Annotated in this window: 16 protein-coding genes; 10 read left to right on the top strand and 6 right to left on the bottom strand. The window is 65.1% G+C overall.

Annotated elements, in window-relative coordinates:
* Positions 1 to 150 precede the first annotated feature (150 nt).
* Genes JQC81_RS15560 through JQC81_RS15545 form a run of 4 tightly spaced genes read left to right on the top strand, consistent with a single transcriptional unit; the run spans position 151 to position 3,317 of the window.
* Entirely contained in the window at positions 151 to 1,122 is a 972-nt protein-coding gene (locus tag JQC81_RS15560) for an aliphatic sulfonate ABC transporter substrate-binding protein (RefSeq protein WP_203272718.1), read from the top strand.
* Between the two features lie 23 nt (positions 1,123 to 1,145).
* Positions 1,146 to 2,000, top strand: a complete 855-nt coding sequence (locus JQC81_RS15555; protein ID WP_203272717.1) for an ABC transporter permease — start codon at positions 1,146 to 1,148, stop codon at positions 1,998 to 2,000.
* Entirely contained in the window at positions 2,000 to 2,788 is a 789-nt protein-coding gene (locus JQC81_RS15550; RefSeq protein ID WP_203272716.1) for an ABC transporter ATP-binding protein, read from the top strand. Before JQC81_RS15555 ends, JQC81_RS15550 begins: the two co-directional genes overlap by 1 nt.
* A gap of 19 nt (positions 2,789 to 2,807) precedes the next feature.
* A complete protein-coding gene (locus JQC81_RS15545) occupies positions 2,808 to 3,317 on the top strand; it encodes an OsmC family protein (RefSeq protein WP_203272715.1) in 510 nt (169 codons plus the stop codon).
* A gap of 1 nt (position 3,318) precedes the next feature.
* On the opposite strand, the gene JQC81_RS15540 is transcribed toward JQC81_RS15545, so the two are convergent.
* Both JQC81_RS15540 and JQC81_RS15535 read right to left on the bottom strand, forming a co-directional pair.
* Positions 3,319 to 4,608, bottom strand: coding sequence for a DUF2254 domain-containing protein (locus JQC81_RS15540; protein ID WP_203272714.1), 1,290 nt, complete (start codon positions 4,606 to 4,608; stop codon positions 3,319 to 3,321).
* A gap of 72 nt (positions 4,609 to 4,680) precedes the next feature.
* Complete coding sequence (locus JQC81_RS15535) at positions 4,681 to 5,838, bottom strand: penicillin-binding protein activator (protein WP_312887525.1); 1,158 nt, start codon at positions 5,836 to 5,838, stop codon at positions 4,681 to 4,683.
* Positions 5,839 to 6,089: 251 nt separating this feature from the next.
* Here JQC81_RS15535 and rsmI point away from each other — a divergent pair, with 251 nt between their 5' ends.
* The 3 genes from rsmI to JQC81_RS15520 are packed head-to-tail and all read left to right on the top strand — an operon-like array spanning position 6,090 to position 7,869.
* Positions 6,090 to 7,028 carry a 16S rRNA (cytidine(1402)-2'-O)-methyltransferase gene (gene rsmI / locus JQC81_RS15530; RefSeq protein WP_203272712.1) on the top strand — a complete coding sequence of 313 codons (939 nt, stop codon included), beginning with the start codon at positions 6,090 to 6,092 and terminating at the stop codon, positions 7,026 to 7,028.
* Positions 7,025 to 7,402 (top strand): YraN family protein, encoded by a 378-nt coding sequence (locus JQC81_RS15525; RefSeq protein WP_203272711.1) that lies wholly within the window; start codon positions 7,025 to 7,027, stop codon positions 7,400 to 7,402. Before rsmI ends, JQC81_RS15525 begins: the two co-directional genes overlap by 4 nt.
* 26 nt (positions 7,403 to 7,428) lie before the next feature.
* A complete protein-coding gene (locus JQC81_RS15520; RefSeq protein ID WP_203272710.1) occupies positions 7,429 to 7,869 on the top strand; it encodes a hypothetical protein in 441 nt (146 codons plus the stop codon).
* Between the two features lie 50 nt (positions 7,870 to 7,919).
* On the opposite strand, the gene JQC81_RS15515 is transcribed toward JQC81_RS15520, so the two are convergent.
* A complete protein-coding gene (locus JQC81_RS15515; protein WP_203272709.1) occupies positions 7,920 to 8,798 on the bottom strand; it encodes a lipid kinase in 879 nt (292 codons plus the stop codon).
* A 162-nt stretch (positions 8,799 to 8,960) separates the two neighbouring features.
* Here JQC81_RS15515 and gshB point away from each other — a divergent pair, with 162 nt between their 5' ends.
* Positions 8,961 to 9,905 (top strand): glutathione synthase, encoded by a 945-nt coding sequence (gene gshB / locus JQC81_RS15510; RefSeq protein ID WP_203272708.1) that lies wholly within the window; start codon positions 8,961 to 8,963, stop codon positions 9,903 to 9,905.
* Positions 9,906 to 10,089: 184 nt separating this feature from the next.
* Here the strand turns inward: gshB and hemW are convergent, their stop codons facing one another.
* The gene (gene hemW, locus JQC81_RS15505) at positions 10,090 to 11,250 is read right to left on the bottom strand and encodes a radical SAM family heme chaperone HemW (protein WP_203272707.1); all 1,161 of its coding nucleotides are present in this window, start codon (positions 11,248 to 11,250) and stop codon (positions 10,090 to 10,092) included.
* 296 nt (positions 11,251 to 11,546) lie between these two features.
* Here hemW and JQC81_RS15500 point away from each other — a divergent pair, with 296 nt between their 5' ends.
* A complete protein-coding gene (locus tag JQC81_RS15500) occupies positions 11,547 to 12,203 on the top strand; it encodes a TetR/AcrR family transcriptional regulator (RefSeq protein WP_203272706.1) in 657 nt (218 codons plus the stop codon).
* Between the two features lie 91 nt (positions 12,204 to 12,294).
* Positions 12,295 to 12,771, top strand: coding sequence for a DUF2852 domain-containing protein (locus JQC81_RS15495; protein WP_203272705.1), 477 nt, complete (start codon positions 12,295 to 12,297; stop codon positions 12,769 to 12,771).
* Positions 12,772 to 12,987: 216 nt separating this feature from the next.
* Here JQC81_RS15495 and rdgB read toward each other — a convergent pair whose 3' ends face one another.
* Positions 12,988 to 13,629, bottom strand: coding sequence for an RdgB/HAM1 family non-canonical purine NTP pyrophosphatase (gene rdgB, locus JQC81_RS15490; protein ID WP_203272704.1), 642 nt, complete (start codon positions 13,627 to 13,629; stop codon positions 12,988 to 12,990).
* Entirely contained in the window at positions 13,626 to 14,339 is a 714-nt protein-coding gene (gene rph / locus JQC81_RS15485; protein WP_203272703.1) for a ribonuclease PH, read from the bottom strand. The genes rdgB and rph overlap by 4 nt, the downstream gene beginning before the upstream one ends.
* Positions 14,340 to 14,404: the final 65 nt, after the last annotated feature.

The following is a 14,404-nucleotide window of genomic DNA, read 5'->3' as shown; positions in this document are numbered from 1 at the left end:
ATAAGAAATCTCGTTTGACATAACAAACGTTCGGTCCTATAAAAAGGACACGCGCCGATTTGAAGCATGCAGATTGCGGGCGCGAAACAAGTGCAGCTAAAGCGCCGGGCGCCTCTTACGATGCTCCCATGCGCCAAACATGGGACCAATATGATGAGCCTGACCCGCCGCCTCCTCCTCGCCGCCTCTGTCGCCACCAGCCTGACATTGCTTGCCAACGGCGCCATTGCGCAGCCCAAGGAAATCAAGATCGACTTCGCCACCTACAACCCGGTGAGCCTTGTTCTGAAAGACAAAGGCTTCCTTGAGAAGGAACTGGAGAAGGATGGCATCAAGGTGCGCTGGGTGCAGTCGCTCGGCTCCAACAAGGCGCTTGAATTCCTGAACGCTGGCTCGATCGATTTCGGCTCCACGGCCGGCGCCGCAGCCCTGATCGGCAAGATCAACGGCAACCCGATCAAGTCGATCTATGTCTATTCCCGCCCTGAATGGACGGCGCTGGTGACCCGCAAGGATACGGGCATCAGCAAGGTCGAGGACCTGAAGGGCAAGCGCGTGGCCGTGACCCGCGGCACCGATCCGCACATCTTCCTGGTGCGCGCCCTGCAGGAGGCCAAGCTCACCGAGAAGGACGTGAAGCTCGTCCTGCTCCAGCATCCGGATGGCCGCACGGCGCTCGAGCGCGGCGACGTGGATGCCTGGGCCGGCCTCGACCCGCTGATGGCCGCCGCTGAAGTGGAAACCGGCGCGCAGCTGTTCTACCGCAACGCCGGCGCCAACACCTGGGGCGTGCTCAACGTCTCGGAAGCCTTCGCCAAGGAGAACCCAGCCCTCGTGGAGCGCGTGCTCAAGGCCTATGAGGAAGCGCGCAAATATGCGCTTGCCAATAAGGACGAGCTGAAGAAGTCCCTGATCGCCTATACCAAGCTGCCTGACCCGGTGATCGAGCGCCAGCTCGAGCGCACGGAGCTCACGCACTCCTCCATCGGTCAGCCTCAGGTCGACACCATCCTGGCCGCAGGCCTCGCCCTGCAGCAGGCCGGTGTCATCACCCCTGAAACCAATGTGCGCGCCGCCGTCGACTCGCTGATCGACCGCCGCTTCGCCACTGCGTCGCGCTGATGATTTCATCACGGGAGAGCGCCGTGACAGGCCCAGCCACAAGCCAAGCCTGGTCCTCCCATGAGGGTGCCGCCGCTCTCGCGGCCCCAACCTCCACCGAGAAGCGACGCGTCTTCGACTGGCGCATCCTTCTCGGCTTTTTCCTGCCTGTCGCCATTGCGCTCCTCTGGGAGGCCGCCGTCACCTTTGGCTTCGCAGAAGGCCGCCTTGTGCCGCCGCCGAGCCGCATCATCGCGATGCTTTGGGGGCTGGCGCAAACCGGCGAGCTGTGGACCCATGCCTGGATGACGCTCTGGCGCGTTCTCGTGGGTTTCATCATCGGTGCGTTGTCGGGCATCGTGCTCGGTGCACTCTCGGGCTCCAGCCAGACCCTTCGGCAATTGCTCGACCCGACCCTGCAGGCCCTGCGCGCCATTCCCTCCATCGCCTGGGTGCCGCTGTTCATTCTGTGGCTCGGCATCTTCGAGGCGTCGAAGGTGGCGCTGATCGCGGTCGGCGTGTTCTTCCCGGTCTATCTCGGCATCGCGGGCGCGATCCTCTCCGTTGACCGCAAGCTTGTGGAAGTGGGCCACGTGTTCCGCCTCTCGCGCATCCAGCTCGCGCGGCGCATCCTGCTGCCGGCGGTTCTGCCGGAAGCCGTAATTGCGCTGCGCTCAGGCCTCGGACTCGGCTTCATGTTCGTGGTCGCGGCCGAGTTCATGGGCGCATCGGAGGGCCTCGGCTATCTGCTGGTCGACGGCCAGCAGATGGGCAAACCCGACCAGATTCTTGCGGCCATCATCGCCTTCGCGATCCTCGGAAAGCTCGCCGACAGCCTGCTCCTTGTCGCCACCAAGCCGCTCGTGCGCTGGCAGGACACCGTGCGGGAGAGATTGTGATGTTGAGCTTCGAGCACCTCTCCAAAACCTATGCCGACGGCACACGTGCGCTCTCGGATATCAATCTCACCGTACATGAAGGCGAGATCGTTGCGCTGATCGGCGGATCGGGCTGCGGAAAGACCACGCTCCTTCGCCTCATCGCGGGCCTCGATCGGGAAAGCGCCGGTCGGATCCGGCTTGATGGCGAAGTGCTCTCCGGGCCTCATCCAGCGGTGGGCATCGTGTTCCAGGAGCCGCGCCTGCTGCCGTGGCTGTCGGTGTTCGATAACATCGCATTCGGGCTCGACGGATTGAGCACCGCCGAGAAGAAGGCGCGCGTGACGCATGCGCTTGAAAAGATCGGCCTCGTCGAGCATGCCGACCGCTGGCCGCGCGATTTGTCAGGCGGCCAGCAGCAGCGTGTGTCGATTGCCCGCGCGTTTGTCACCAACCCCAAGGTGCTCCTCCTCGACGAGCCGTTCTCGGCGCTCGATGCCTTCACCCGTGCGAGTCTGCACGAGCACCTGCTCGGTCTGTGGGAGGAAACCCGCCCGACCGTGGTGCTCGTCACGCACGACGTGCAGGAGGCGGTGACGCTGGCCGACCGCGCCGTGGTCATGCAGCCGAAACCGGGACGCATCTTCGACGAGTTGCCGCTCACGCTCGCGCGTCCGCGCGACAGGACGGGGCTTCCCTTCGAGACCTCCGTGCGCCGCGTCTTGACGGCTCTCGACCATTCCCTCAAAGCTCCGCAACAGCAGCCCCAGCGCGAACGCGACCGACAGGCCGCCGCGCTGTGGTGGTAACATATCCAAGGACACCATCATGGACGCCACCGCCCTTCGCGCCCTCCAGGCGCCGCTGAAGGATCAGTACCGCAGCGACCCGAACGCCGCCGTCATCACCCTGAAGGCGCAAGGCACGCTCGACGACCAGCACATCGCCTGCAAGGTCGAGACCGGCCGCGCGCTTGCGGTTGCCGGCCTGCACCCGGCCACCGGCGGTTCCGGGGCGGAGCTGTGCTCCGGCGACATGCTGCTCGAAGCGCTCGTGGCCTGCGCGGGCGTAACGCTGAAGGCTGTGGCCACTGCGCTCGAAATCGACCTGCGCCACGGCGCCGTGAAGGCGGAAGGCGATCTGGATTTCCGGGGCACCCTCGGCGTCGATAAGGGCGCACCCGTGGGCTTCAAGAACATCCGCCTTTCCTTCGAGGTCGACACGGATGCGCCGCAGGAGAAGATCGACCAGCTGCTCAAGCTCACCGAGCGCTACTGCGTCGTCTTCCAGACCCTCAACAACAAGCCCGAGCTGAACGCGACGCTGACGCGCCGCTGATCTATCGGGCCTGCGAGCCGGGATACGCCACGCTCTTGGGGGCGATCTGCTCCGGCGGATGCGTCGGAGCGTGGCGGCGGACACGTTCGAGATCACGGTCCTCGTCGAGGCTTTTCGCGGCTCGCCTCAGGGCATCGTCTGAGTACTCTTCGGCCAGCCTGCCGAACACCTCGGGCGACAGTCTCGACAGGGACTGGAGGGCTTTCTGCAGCTTGATCCCCACCTCGACCAGACCGGCACCGTCCCGCGCGATGGGCACGAAGAAATCCTCCATCATGTCGGCGGTGGACAGGGCCGGCATCCGCACCTTGGGAAAGGCGATGTCCTCCTCCTCGGCACTCCGGCCGCCGTAGAGGGCCAAGATGCGAACGCCGGCATTGATCACGTCGATGGCGGTCCCTGGATCGTTGATGGCCGGCGACAACGCCCGCGAGGCCACCTCGCCCAGGGCGATGAGACCAAAGCGAGGATCCTGCTCGTACGTGCGTCGCCCGCCGATGAGAAAGGCACGGCGCACCCGGTCGATGTCCTCGTCCGACATCTCCTCGTCCACATAGGCGACAGGGCGCGTCGGCTCGACGAAGGCGCCGGGCAGAACATCCACGTCGATCAGCACGTCCCTGCCCTCGACGATGGAGGCCAGCTTCTCCACGTCGATGTTCTGAACGTAACCGATCTCGGCGGGATAGACGGCGCGCGCCATGCGGATCCAGTCCAGGCGAGGCGCGGCGCGAAGATGCGGATGCCTGCACCATCGACTGAGGGCCGAGGACGTGGCCTCTTCGAGCTGCTCGATGGTCTCGCGCACGGTGCCGAGCTTGGTCAGCCGGCTGATCCAGCGCAGCAGCGTCACCACGATGAAGATGATCACCAGGATGGTAACGGCGAGCAGGACCAAGCGTCCGGTGGAGCCATAGGTTCCCGTCGAGAGGGCGACGATGCCGACAATGCTGTAGAGGAAGGCACCCAGGAAGGTGGCGAGAGCATTCTGCGCCGTCGTATCCTCCATGAGGAGCTGCGTGGCCCGCGGTGTCAGGTTCGAGCTGGCCGACGCGAACGCGGAAACCATCGTGGTCAGGGAAAAGGTCGTCACCGTCAGCATGCTGGCGGCCAGGATGCCGAGAATGTTACCGACGGAATCGGCCCCGACGCTGATGGCGATATCCTCGGGAATATAGGGCTGCAGCAGCAGTGCCGCGAAGGCTGCCGCAAAGCCGCCCAGGCAGAACAGCGTGATCCTGAACCAGATCTGGCGAACCAAGCGCCTGAGGAGAAGCTTCCAATGGGCCATCTCGCGAGCGGTCCTCCCTGGCCCAGCAGCGCAGCGGGCCAGTTCCTACCGGAATGACACCCCGAGGGAGCGTTAGGTTCCCGAAGCGACCAGAGTCCGCGGCGCGCCGCTGATTGCAACGGCAGTGCCGTTGCGGATCTCCTGCACCGTGAGGGCGCGGGCGTTGGTGCCGTCAGGGTTGAAGCGGAAGACGCCATCTGCGCCCGCAAAGCCTGCCGGATTGGTGAGCACCGCATCGCTGAAACCCTGGACGCCCTGCATGCGCGCAAGCGCCGCCGCCAAGGTCACGGCGTCGTAGGAGAGGGTCGCAAGGCGGATCGGGTCGGTGTTGAAGCGTGCGCGGTAGCGTTCGGCAAAGGCCTCGAAGCCGCGGTTGTCGGGTGCTGCGAACCAGCCGCCCTGCAGGGCCGGCAGGGCGAAGATGCGCGGCTCGTTCCACACGCCGGTGCCGAGCGGTTTCACCCGTGCGGGATCGAACCCCGCCATCTGCAGTGCCTGAGCGACCGCCGGGAGACCGTCGCCGTTGTCGGGAATGAACAGGGCATCGGCCTGCGGGGCGGCTCCGCCGATCACGCGGGACAGGCGCTGCACGCCCACCTGCGGCTGACCGGCTGGATAATATTCGAGCGCGGCGATGCGCAGTCCCTGCCGGGCGGCAGCCTGCTGCAGCCGCGCTTCGGCGACGCGGCCATATTGCGTTTCCGGGATCAGGGCCGCAATCGAGCGGCGGCCCTGCGCTGCCGCAAAGGCCACGATGCGGTCGACCTCCTCCTGCACGAGGAAGCTTAGAAGGTAGACGCCACGGGTGGCGACGCTCGCATCCGACGAGAAGCCGATGACGGGTTTGCCCCGCTCGCGCGCCACCTGAGCGGCCGCCTGGACGGAGCCGGAAAAAACCGGGCCGACGATGAGCTCGGCCCCTTCCGCGAGCGCCTGCTGCGCGGCGGCCCGTGCGCCTTCAGGCGTGCCGTTGTCGTCCTTCACGAGAAGCGTGATATCCTGGCCTTGGAATTCGCTCACCGCCATATCGGCGGCATTGCGCATGCTCTGCGCTACACCGCCTCCCTGGCCGGGGGCGCTCATGGGCAGGATCAGGGCGACCTTGACGGGGCCGGTGCCGATGGTGGTGGATCCGCCGGTCTGGAGCGGAGCGCCAGGTGAGGCAACACCGGCCGCATAGGACGGCTCGACCGGAACAGCCTGAGGCCGGCTGACCTTGCGCGACGACACACGGCTCTCCGAGCCCATACACCCTGACAGGCCCAGCGACGCAGCCAGGACAAAAGCCCAGGCCGCACGACCCGGAAGGCCCCGGGCCCAACCAAACGACACGTGTGCCATCTCCACCCCCTTTGGAAACAGCTTCTGTTCTTGAGGCTAAGCGTGGCACAGAAAAGTAAACATTGTTTCTCACAAGCCGTGCGAAAGCCCTACGCGCCTGCTTTCGCGAGGGCGCCGCTTCATGCGAGAGTGCCGATCTCATGACTCAGAGAATCGATAATCGAACCAAGCGGCGCGAACCCAATGAGCGGATCGCCACCTTCACCGCCTTCGGCCTTGCCGCCGAAGCCAAGCCCCTCTCGCCAGGCCTCTTTGTGGTCGCCACCCCCATCGGCAACCTGCAGGATGTGTCCTTTCGTGCGCTCAGCGTGCTGGCGGCCGCGGACGCGGTGCTGGCGGAGGACACGCGGGTGACGAAGACGCTTCTGGCCCATTACGGCATCACCACGCCGCTGGTGGCCTATCACGAGCATTCCAACGAGGCCGTGCGCGAACGCATGGTCCACCGTATCCGCGAGGGGCAGGCTCTGGCCTTGGTGTCCGATGCCGGAACGCCGCTGGTGTCGGATCCTGGCTACAAGCTCGTGCAGGCGGCCATCGAGGAAGGGCTTCCGGTCACGCCGATCCCCGGTCCGTCCGCCGTTCTCACCGCGCTCGTGGCGTCTGGCCTGCCGACGGACCGCTTCTTCTTCGAGGGCTTCCTGCCATCGAAGAGCGGCGCGCGCCGCACGAGGCTTGCCGAAATCGGCACCATTCCCGGCACGCTCATGCTCTTCGAAGGCCCGCACCGCCTGCCCGAGATGCTGGCGGACGCCGCCGAGGTGCTGGGCGAGCGTCAGGCCGTGGTGGCGCGCGAACTCACCAAAATGTTCGAGACGATCCGGCGCGGAACGCTCCCCGAGCTCGCCCGGCAATTTGCCGAAGAAGGCCCGCCCAAGGGCGAGATCGTGGTGCTGATCGGCGAAGCCACCAAGGCCATGCATGCGGCGGAAGCCGATGCGGCACTCGACGGCAAGCTCGAAGCGGCGCTGAAGAACCACTCGATCAAGGACGCGGCAGCCATCGTGGCGGATGAACTCGATCTGCCCAAGCGCGAGGTCTATGCCCGCGCCTTGGTGCTTGCCAAGAAGGGCGAATGAAGAGCGCCCTCGACCGCCGCGAAGCGACCTTTCTCCGCGGCCACCGCGCGGAATGGATCGCGCTGCTGTTCCTGATCTCGAAAGGCTATCGCCCCCTCGCCCGCCGCTATGCGGCATCAGGTGGAGAGATCGACCTGATCGTCATGCGCGGCGACACCATCGCGTTCGTCGAGGTGAAGGCGCGCGGGCTCATGGACGACGCGCTCTCGGCCATCACAGCGCGCAAGCGCCAGCGCTTTTCGCGCGCGGTGCGGGCATGGCTCTCGCGCAACGATTGGGCCGCCGACAAGACTTGGCGTGCGGATGCGGTGTTCATCGCGCGCAAGCGATGGCCAAAGCACATTGTCTCGGCATTCGAACTCGATGTAATATAATACTGATTTGATATCAGGATGCCAGCGTGACCGCTAATTACACCCTGTTTGCTATGGACGATGGTTGGCTTACTCGCACCGCAAATCCGACATGGGAAGATGTCGAGGATGAGGTCATGTTCGACAGCATCGATCTGGATCAGTCCCAAGTCGACTGGGTTTTCGAGCGCCGTTCAGATGCGTTGCGCTACCTAACAAACGGCGAGTTCGGCCATCCGGGAGGCTTCGCAGCGTGGGATGGAACGGGTTGCTTCATGGGCTTCATCACGGTTCCGACAACGGCGGAAATCGCCAAAATCCTCTCCGAAAAGACGCCGGAGGAGCTTCTCCGGGAGGCGACTTGGATTGAAGCTGAGTTCCTCGATGACGTTTCTCGCTGCCTGAGAATCTATTATTCGGACCTGAAGCGTTTCATCGAAAATGCAGTTTTACAAGGGAATGGACTAGCCTGTTCGTTTACCAACTAAGCCTAGTCGATGAAGTTTGTCATTCCCTTGTGACTGGCACATCCTCAACCCTAGGCCTTCTTCGGCGCAAACACCGTCACGGCCGAAGGCCGGATCGAGAAATGCGCCGGCGTCTGGGTGACGATCTCGCCATCCGCATTGACGGGCCTGGGCTTGCGGGTGCGAATGTCGAACTCCTTGGCGCGCACTGCCCGCACCTCGCTCCAGGCGCCTTGCCGGCCCTGGCGGAACGAGCGCGCCATCAGGGCGAGCTTCCAGGCCTGTCTCAGTTCGAGGCTGTAGAGATCGAGGTGGTGGTCGTCGATGGCGGCATCCTGCTCGACCGCGTTGCCGCCGCCATAGAAGCGGCCATTGCCCACGGCGACCTGGAGCGTGCGCACGCGCGCCGCCTCGTTCTCGCTGTAGATCGTCGCCCGGAAGGGCTTGGCGTGCATCAGAACGTTCAGGGCTACCATGGCGTAGCCGAGACGGCCCCAGCGGCGCTTGATGTCCCGCGTCAGCTTCTGGGCCAGTTCCGCCGAGAGCCCGATGCTCGCCACGTTGAAGAAGGGCTCGCCGTTGACGAGGCCGAGATCGATCTTGCGGGTGTGGCCGTCGGCGATCACCTGGGCGGCCCCATCGAGATCGAAGGGCACATCGAGGGTGCGGGCGAGATCGTTGGCCGTGCCCAGCGGCAGGATGCCGAGCGGCAGACCGGCCTCGATGACCCCGAAGGCCGCCGCGTTGAGCGTTCCGTCTCCCCCGCCGACCACGGCGCAATCCACATCTTTCGCGTGCTTGACGATGAGAGGCGACAGATCCTCCCGGCGGCCGCAATCTACGTGAACCGGCTCGATTCCATGGTCTTTCAAGCGCTCGACGGCGATGTCACGCTGGGCGGCACCGCTGCGGCTCTTGGCATTGACGATCAGAAGGGCGCGGCGGGGCATATACTCTCACATGGAAAAGCTTGAGGGGATCTGCAAGGGGCAGCCCTCAAGCGGGGCCGTTGAATAACCCGCATCCCCGGCTTTCGTTCAAACCCGGCGGGATGAGCAGTTGCCATCCCACATTTTAGGCCCAATAACCCTGCTTCCCAGGAGGCCCGACTCATGACCCTCACCGTCGCGTTCCAGATGGACCATATCCGCAGCCTCAAGATCGCGGGCGATACCGGCTTCGCGCTGCTGCTGGAGGCCCAGCGGCGGGGGCACCGGGTCCTGCACTATACGCCCGACCGCCTGTCCCTGCGGGACGGCGCGGTGATCGCCATGGCCGAGCCTGTCGAGGTGCGCGACCAGGAGGGCGATCACTTCACGCTTGGAACCCCGGAGCGGGTCGATCTCTCCACCGTCGACGCCGTGCTCATGCGCCAGGACCCGCCCTTCGATCTGGCCTACATCACCGCCACCCACTTCCTGGAGCGCATCCACCCGAAGACTCTCGTGGTCAACGATCCGACCCATGTGCGCAACGCGCCGGAAAAGATCTTCGTCACCCATTTCCCGCACCTGATGCCCCCGACCCTGATCTCCCGCGACAAGCAAGAGATCGAAGAGTTCCGGCGCGAGCATGGCGACGTGGTGATGAAGCCGCTCTACGGCCATGGCGGCGCGAGCGTGTTCAAGGTCGGCCGGGAGGACCCGAATTTCGGATCGCTCTATGACCTCTTCGCCAACCTGTTCCGCGAGCCCTGGGTGATCCAGCGCTTCCTGCCCAAGATCACGGAAGGCGACAAGCGCATCATCCTCATCGACGGCGAGGCGGCGGGCGCCATCAACCGGGTGCCGGCGGCCAACGACATCCGCTCCAACATGGTGCGCGGCGGAGCGGCAAAACCCACGGACCTCACGCCCCGCGAGCGCGAGATCTGCGAGACCATCGGCCCCGACCTGAAGCGCATGGGCCTGATCCTCGTGGGCATCGACGTGATCGACGGCAACCTCACCGAGATCAACGTGACGGCGCCCACCGGCATCCGCGCCATCAAGCGCCTCGGCGGACCGGATCTCGCCGTGACGGTGTGGGACGTGATCGAGTCGAAGCTGAAGAGATAACCACAGCGTCATCCCGGACGCTGCAGGCGGTCCGGGATCGCATGCAGGATAGATCGCCAGAACCTCAACCCTGTCATCCCCGCGCAGGCGGGGATCCATAACCACGAGGCCGTTCCAGTCTGCACCGTGAACGTTTATGGATTCCGGGCTCGGCTGCGCCGCCCCGGAATGACAGTGGCGCGTTCTAAGCCGCCAGCTCCGCAATCACCGCGTTGAGCACCGGAAAGCCCTTCGGCGTCACGGCAAGGCGTGAGCCGTCGTGGCGGATCAGGCCCTCCTCCGCGAGGATCCGCAAGCCGCGCTGATTGAGTGTCTTGCCGGTGAAGGCCTCGAAGCGGCGCGGGTCGACGCCCTCCTTGAGCCGAAGCCCCATGAGCAGGAATTCGTCGCCCTCGGCCTCGGAGGTCAGCACCTCCTCATCAATGACGCCATGCCCCTCGCGCTCCACCAACTCCAGCCAGGTCTCCGGGTGTTTCTCGGTGGATGTGGCAAGACGCGCATTGCCTGTCACCAGGCGCCCGTGGGCGCCGGGGCCGATGCCGGCATATTCGCCGTAGCGCCAATAGAGCAGGTTGTGCTGCGATTCCGCCCCGGGCCGCGCATGGTTCGAGATCTCGTAACTGGGAAGGCCGTGCTTCTCGCACGTTTCCTGCGTAATGTCGTAGAGCGCGCGGCCGGTCTCCTCGTCCGGCACGGTGATTTTTCCCGCATCGTAGAGACGCTGGAACCAGGTGCCCGGCTCGATGGTGAGCTGGTAGAGCGACAGGTGCTCCACCGCATGGGAAATCGCCTGCTCCAGCTCCGCGGCCCAGGCCTCTGGCGTATGCCCAGGCCGGGCATAGATCAGGTCGAAGGAATAGCGCTCGAAGATGGAAGCGGCGATCTTCACCGCGCCCAAGGCCTCGTCGACGGAATGCATGCGCCCGAGGCGCTTGAGATCGGGATCGTTCAAAGCCTGAACGCCGAGCGAGACCCGGTTGATGCCAGCACTCCGATAGCCGCGAAAGCGCTCCGCCTCCACGCTGGTGGGGTTAGCCTCGAGCGTTACTTCCGCTTTCGGATCAATCCCCCAGGCGCCACCGATAGCATCGAGGATCGCGCCCACGGTCTGCGGCTTCATGAGGGAGGGCGTGCCGCCGCCGAAGAACACGCTCGTGACCGTCCTGCCCGGAATGCGCGCCGCCGTGTGGGCGATCTCGCGCCGGAAGGCCGCCAGAAACCGCTCCTGATCCACCGGCTGGTGGCGGACATGGCTGTTGAAGTCGCAATAGGGGCATTTGGAGGCGCAGAAGGGCCAATGGACATAAACGCCAAAGCCCACATCGCGCGTCGGATGATCGATCATGGGGCGTATATGGCAGGTCGGAGGCCGAACGTCACGGGTGCCGGTGTCGCGTGTGTCCTACGCACTGATGACATTCGCGCCCGGAGCGTCAGTGGAGGGGAAGGGAAGCCATAGCGGCGCTGAGTGTGAGTGGATCCCCTTCCCTCGCCTGCGGCTTGGCCTGAGGATGACACGTAGCGGGTGAAAGATTTCTGAACCTCTTCACTCACAATGATGTTCACTCTATGAGCCGTTCCATTCTGGCGTCCGCCGTATGGGGAGCCTAAGATGGCCGGCAGAGAGTTAAGGAACCCATCATGCGGCATTGGCGCGGTCCGTTCGACCGGCAGGGCTATCACCACGGCAATTTGAAGGAGGCGCTGATCGAGGCGGCGCAGCGCTTCATTGCCGAGCGGGGAATCGGTGGGTTCACGCTCGCCGATGCGGCCAAGCTCGTGGGCGTGACGCCGGCGGCGCTCTACCGCCATTTCCGGGGCCGGGATGCCCTAGTGGCCGAGGTGGCGTTCCGCGGCTACGACGAACTCGCCAAGCGCCTCGGCCGTGCCCTGCAGAGCGACGGTACGGCGCTCGAGCGCTTCACACGCATGGGAGAGGCCTATCTTGCCTTCGCCGAGCAGGAGCCCGGCTTCTACACGGCCATGTTCTCGGCGAAGGCTGCCGAGGGCGAGGCCTCCTGCGGGCCCTTCTGGGCCAAGGCTGTGGAAAGCGGGGGCAAGCCCGCCGGCAATGCGTTCGACTTCCTGGTCAAGGCGCTCGCCGATACTTTTCCGGAAGGCTTCCAGACGGTCGATGCCCGGTTCATCGCCATCGAGGTCTGGGCGCTGTCCCATGGCATCGCGACCCTCGACGCGGCGGGTCAGCTGCCGAAGGGACCTGGACTGCCGGACAAGTACGAACTCCTGCGGGCCGGCGTGCTTGCCCTCGTCCACGGCGCTCTCAAGGGCAAAGCCTAAGCTCCCTGTCGATTTTTAGAGTTTGATCCCTTGAAACCGCCCAGATCGATCCGCATGTTAATGTTGTTAGCATTAACATAGGACCCTATCGATGTCAGATTCTGCCTCCGCCGCCTGGAACGCGGGCCCGCACGCGGGGCCGTGGGAAAACCGGACCAACCGTCGCTGCGGGCGCAAGCCCGGCCGCGGTCTGGAGATCGCCGGCATCATTCTGGGCTTCATCTTCGTCTGGCCGCTCGCGCTGGCCTATCTGGTGTGGAAAATGATGGGATATCCGAAATACGACCAAGCCAAGGCCTTCCTGAACGACACGTTCGGCCGCGCCAAGGATGACCTCTTCTCGTCCCGCGGCGCTGCCGGCTTCGGCGGCTTTGCCAGCACCGGCAACGCGGCTTTCGACGAGTACCGCCGCAGCGAGCTGGAGCGCCTCGAGGAAGAGCGCCGCAAGCTCGACGAGGAGGCCTGTGACTTCCGCAACTTCGTCGAGGAGCTGAAGCGGGCCAAGGACCGCGAGGAGTTCGACGCCTACATGGCCAAGCGCCGCGGCAACGGCCCGACCAACGTCTAAATCAGCTTACTCAGCAGCGAGAGCGCCCCTCGGGGCGCTCTTTTCTTTTGCGATTACCATGCCCTTCATTGTCATTCCCGGGCGCCGCAGGCGAGCCCGGAATCCATAAACACGACGGCTCAAGAGAGGATGAGCAGCGTTGTGCCTTTTCCTGCACCGCTAGCGGTTATGGATTCCGGGCTCCGCTACGCGGCCCCGGAATGACAGTGGGTTATCTCAAGCCCTGTCCAAGCACCCGGCCGCCAGCTTTACGAAAGCGCGCGCGCGGTGGGAGAGCCCCGAGGGCTGCGGTTTCGACCAGTCGATGCCGTGCTTCTCGTCCGAGGAGATTTCGCCGAAGGTCTCGGTGAAGCCGTCCGGCTGGAACATGGGGTCGTAGCCGAAACCCTTAGTCCCGCGCGGTGGCCAGACCACCTGGCCGAAGATGCGACCCTCGAACAGCTCCTCGTGCCCGTCAGGCCAGGCGATGACCAGCGCCGAAACGAAATGCGCGCGCCGGTCCGTCGCGTCGCGCTTCTTCAGCTCGCGCATCACCCGCTCCATGGCGGCATAAAAATCCTTGTTCGGCCCGGCCCAATCGGCCGTGAACAGGCCGGGCGCGCCGTCGAGCGCGTCCACGCAGAGTCCCGAATCGTCGGAGAGCGCCGGCAGGCCCGTGGCCTTGGCGGCCGCATGGGCCTTGATCGCGGCGTTCTCGGCGAACATATGGCCCGTCTCGTCGGGCACGGGCAGGCCGAGCTCGCCCGCAGAGACGGCCTCGATCCCGAAGGGCGCGAGCAGCTCCTGCATCTCGCGCAGCTTGCCCGCGTTGTGGGTGGCGATGACGACCTTGCCGGTGAGAGCGCGATGCAGACTCATGCCACGGCCTTCTTCTGCAGGTCCACGAGCTGCGCCACGCCAGCCTTGGCGAGGTGGAGCAGGTTCAGGAACTCCTCCTCGGAGAAGGGCTTGCCCTCGGCCGTGCCCTGGACCTCGACGATGCCGCCGGAGCCCGTGATCACGAAATTGGAATCCGTCTCGGCGGCCGAGTCCTCGGCGTAGTCGAGATCGAGCACCGGAGTGCCCTTGTAGATGCCGCAGGAGATGGCGGCGACGGGCTCGCGTAGGGGATTGATCGAGATGATGGAGCGGCTCTGCATCCAGGCGAAGCAATCGTGCAGGGCCACCCAGGCGCCGGTGATGGAGGCGGTGCGGGTGCCGCCGTCGGCCTGGATCACGTCGCAATCGACCACGATCTGCCGCTCGCCCATGGCCGGTAGGTTGACCACGGCGCGCAAGGAGCGGCCGATGAGGCGCTGGATCTCCTGGGTGCGTCCCGAGGGCTTGCCGGAATTGACCTCGCGTCGGGTGCGCTCATGGGTGGCGCGGGGCAGCATGGAGTATTCCGCCGTCACCCAGCCCTTGCCTGTGCCGCGCAGCCACGGCGGGCCCTTCTCCTCCAGCGAGGCGGTGCAGATCACCTTCGTGTTGCCGAAGGAGACGAGGCAGGAGCCTTCCGCATAGCGCGCGACCCCGCGCTCCAGGGTGACGGGCCGCAGTTCGTCGGGGGCACGGTTGGACGGGCGCATGTCGTTGTCTCCTAAGGTTTTCATGCTCATAGAGGCCTGGAGCCGCAACGGCAAGGCAGGCGGGG

Source organism: Microvirga arabica (assembly GCF_016811235.1).
Taxonomy (GTDB): domain Bacteria; phylum Pseudomonadota; class Alphaproteobacteria; order Rhizobiales; family Beijerinckiaceae; genus Microvirga; species Microvirga arabica.
Note: the sequence above shows the minus strand (reverse complement) of the source record. Positions and strands in the feature narration are given on the sequence as shown.

Bases quoted from the DNA above. Each gene is read 5' to 3' on its own strand.
- JQC81_RS15560 (WP_203272718.1), top strand. From the start codon at position 151: ATGATGAGCCTGACCCGCCGCCTCCTCCTCGCCGCCTCTGTCGCCACC.
- JQC81_RS15550 (WP_203272716.1), top strand. From the start codon at position 2,000: ATGTTGAGCTTCGAGCACCTCTCCAAAACCTATGCCGACGGCACACGT.
- JQC81_RS15545 (WP_203272715.1), top strand. From the start codon at position 2,808: ATGGACGCCACCGCCCTTCGCGCCCTCCAGGCGCCGCTGAAGGATCAG.
- JQC81_RS15540 (WP_203272714.1), bottom strand. From the start codon at position 4,608: ATGGCCCATTGGAAGCTTCTCCTCAGGCGCTTGGTTCGCCAGATCTGG.
- rsmI (WP_203272712.1), top strand. From the start codon at position 6,090: ATGACTCAGAGAATCGATAATCGAACCAAGCGGCGCGAACCCAATGAG.
- JQC81_RS15525 (WP_203272711.1), top strand. From the start codon at position 7,025: ATGAAGAGCGCCCTCGACCGCCGCGAAGCGACCTTTCTCCGCGGCCAC.
- JQC81_RS15515 (WP_203272709.1), bottom strand. From the start codon at position 8,798: ATGCCCCGCCGCGCCCTTCTGATCGTCAATGCCAAGAGCCGCAGCGGT.
- gshB (WP_203272708.1), top strand. From the start codon at position 8,961: ATGACCCTCACCGTCGCGTTCCAGATGGACCATATCCGCAGCCTCAAG.
- hemW (WP_203272707.1), bottom strand. From the start codon at position 11,250: ATGATCGATCATCCGACGCGCGATGTGGGCTTTGGCGTTTATGTCCAT.
- JQC81_RS15500 (WP_203272706.1), top strand. From the start codon at position 11,547: ATGCGGCATTGGCGCGGTCCGTTCGACCGGCAGGGCTATCACCACGGC.
- JQC81_RS15495 (WP_203272705.1), top strand. From the start codon at position 12,295: ATGTCAGATTCTGCCTCCGCCGCCTGGAACGCGGGCCCGCACGCGGGG.
- rdgB (WP_203272704.1), bottom strand. From the start codon at position 13,629: ATGAGTCTGCATCGCGCTCTCACCGGCAAGGTCGTCATCGCCACCCAC.
- rph (WP_203272703.1), bottom strand. From the start codon at position 14,339: ATGCGCCCGTCCAACCGTGCCCCCGACGAACTGCGGCCCGTCACCCTG.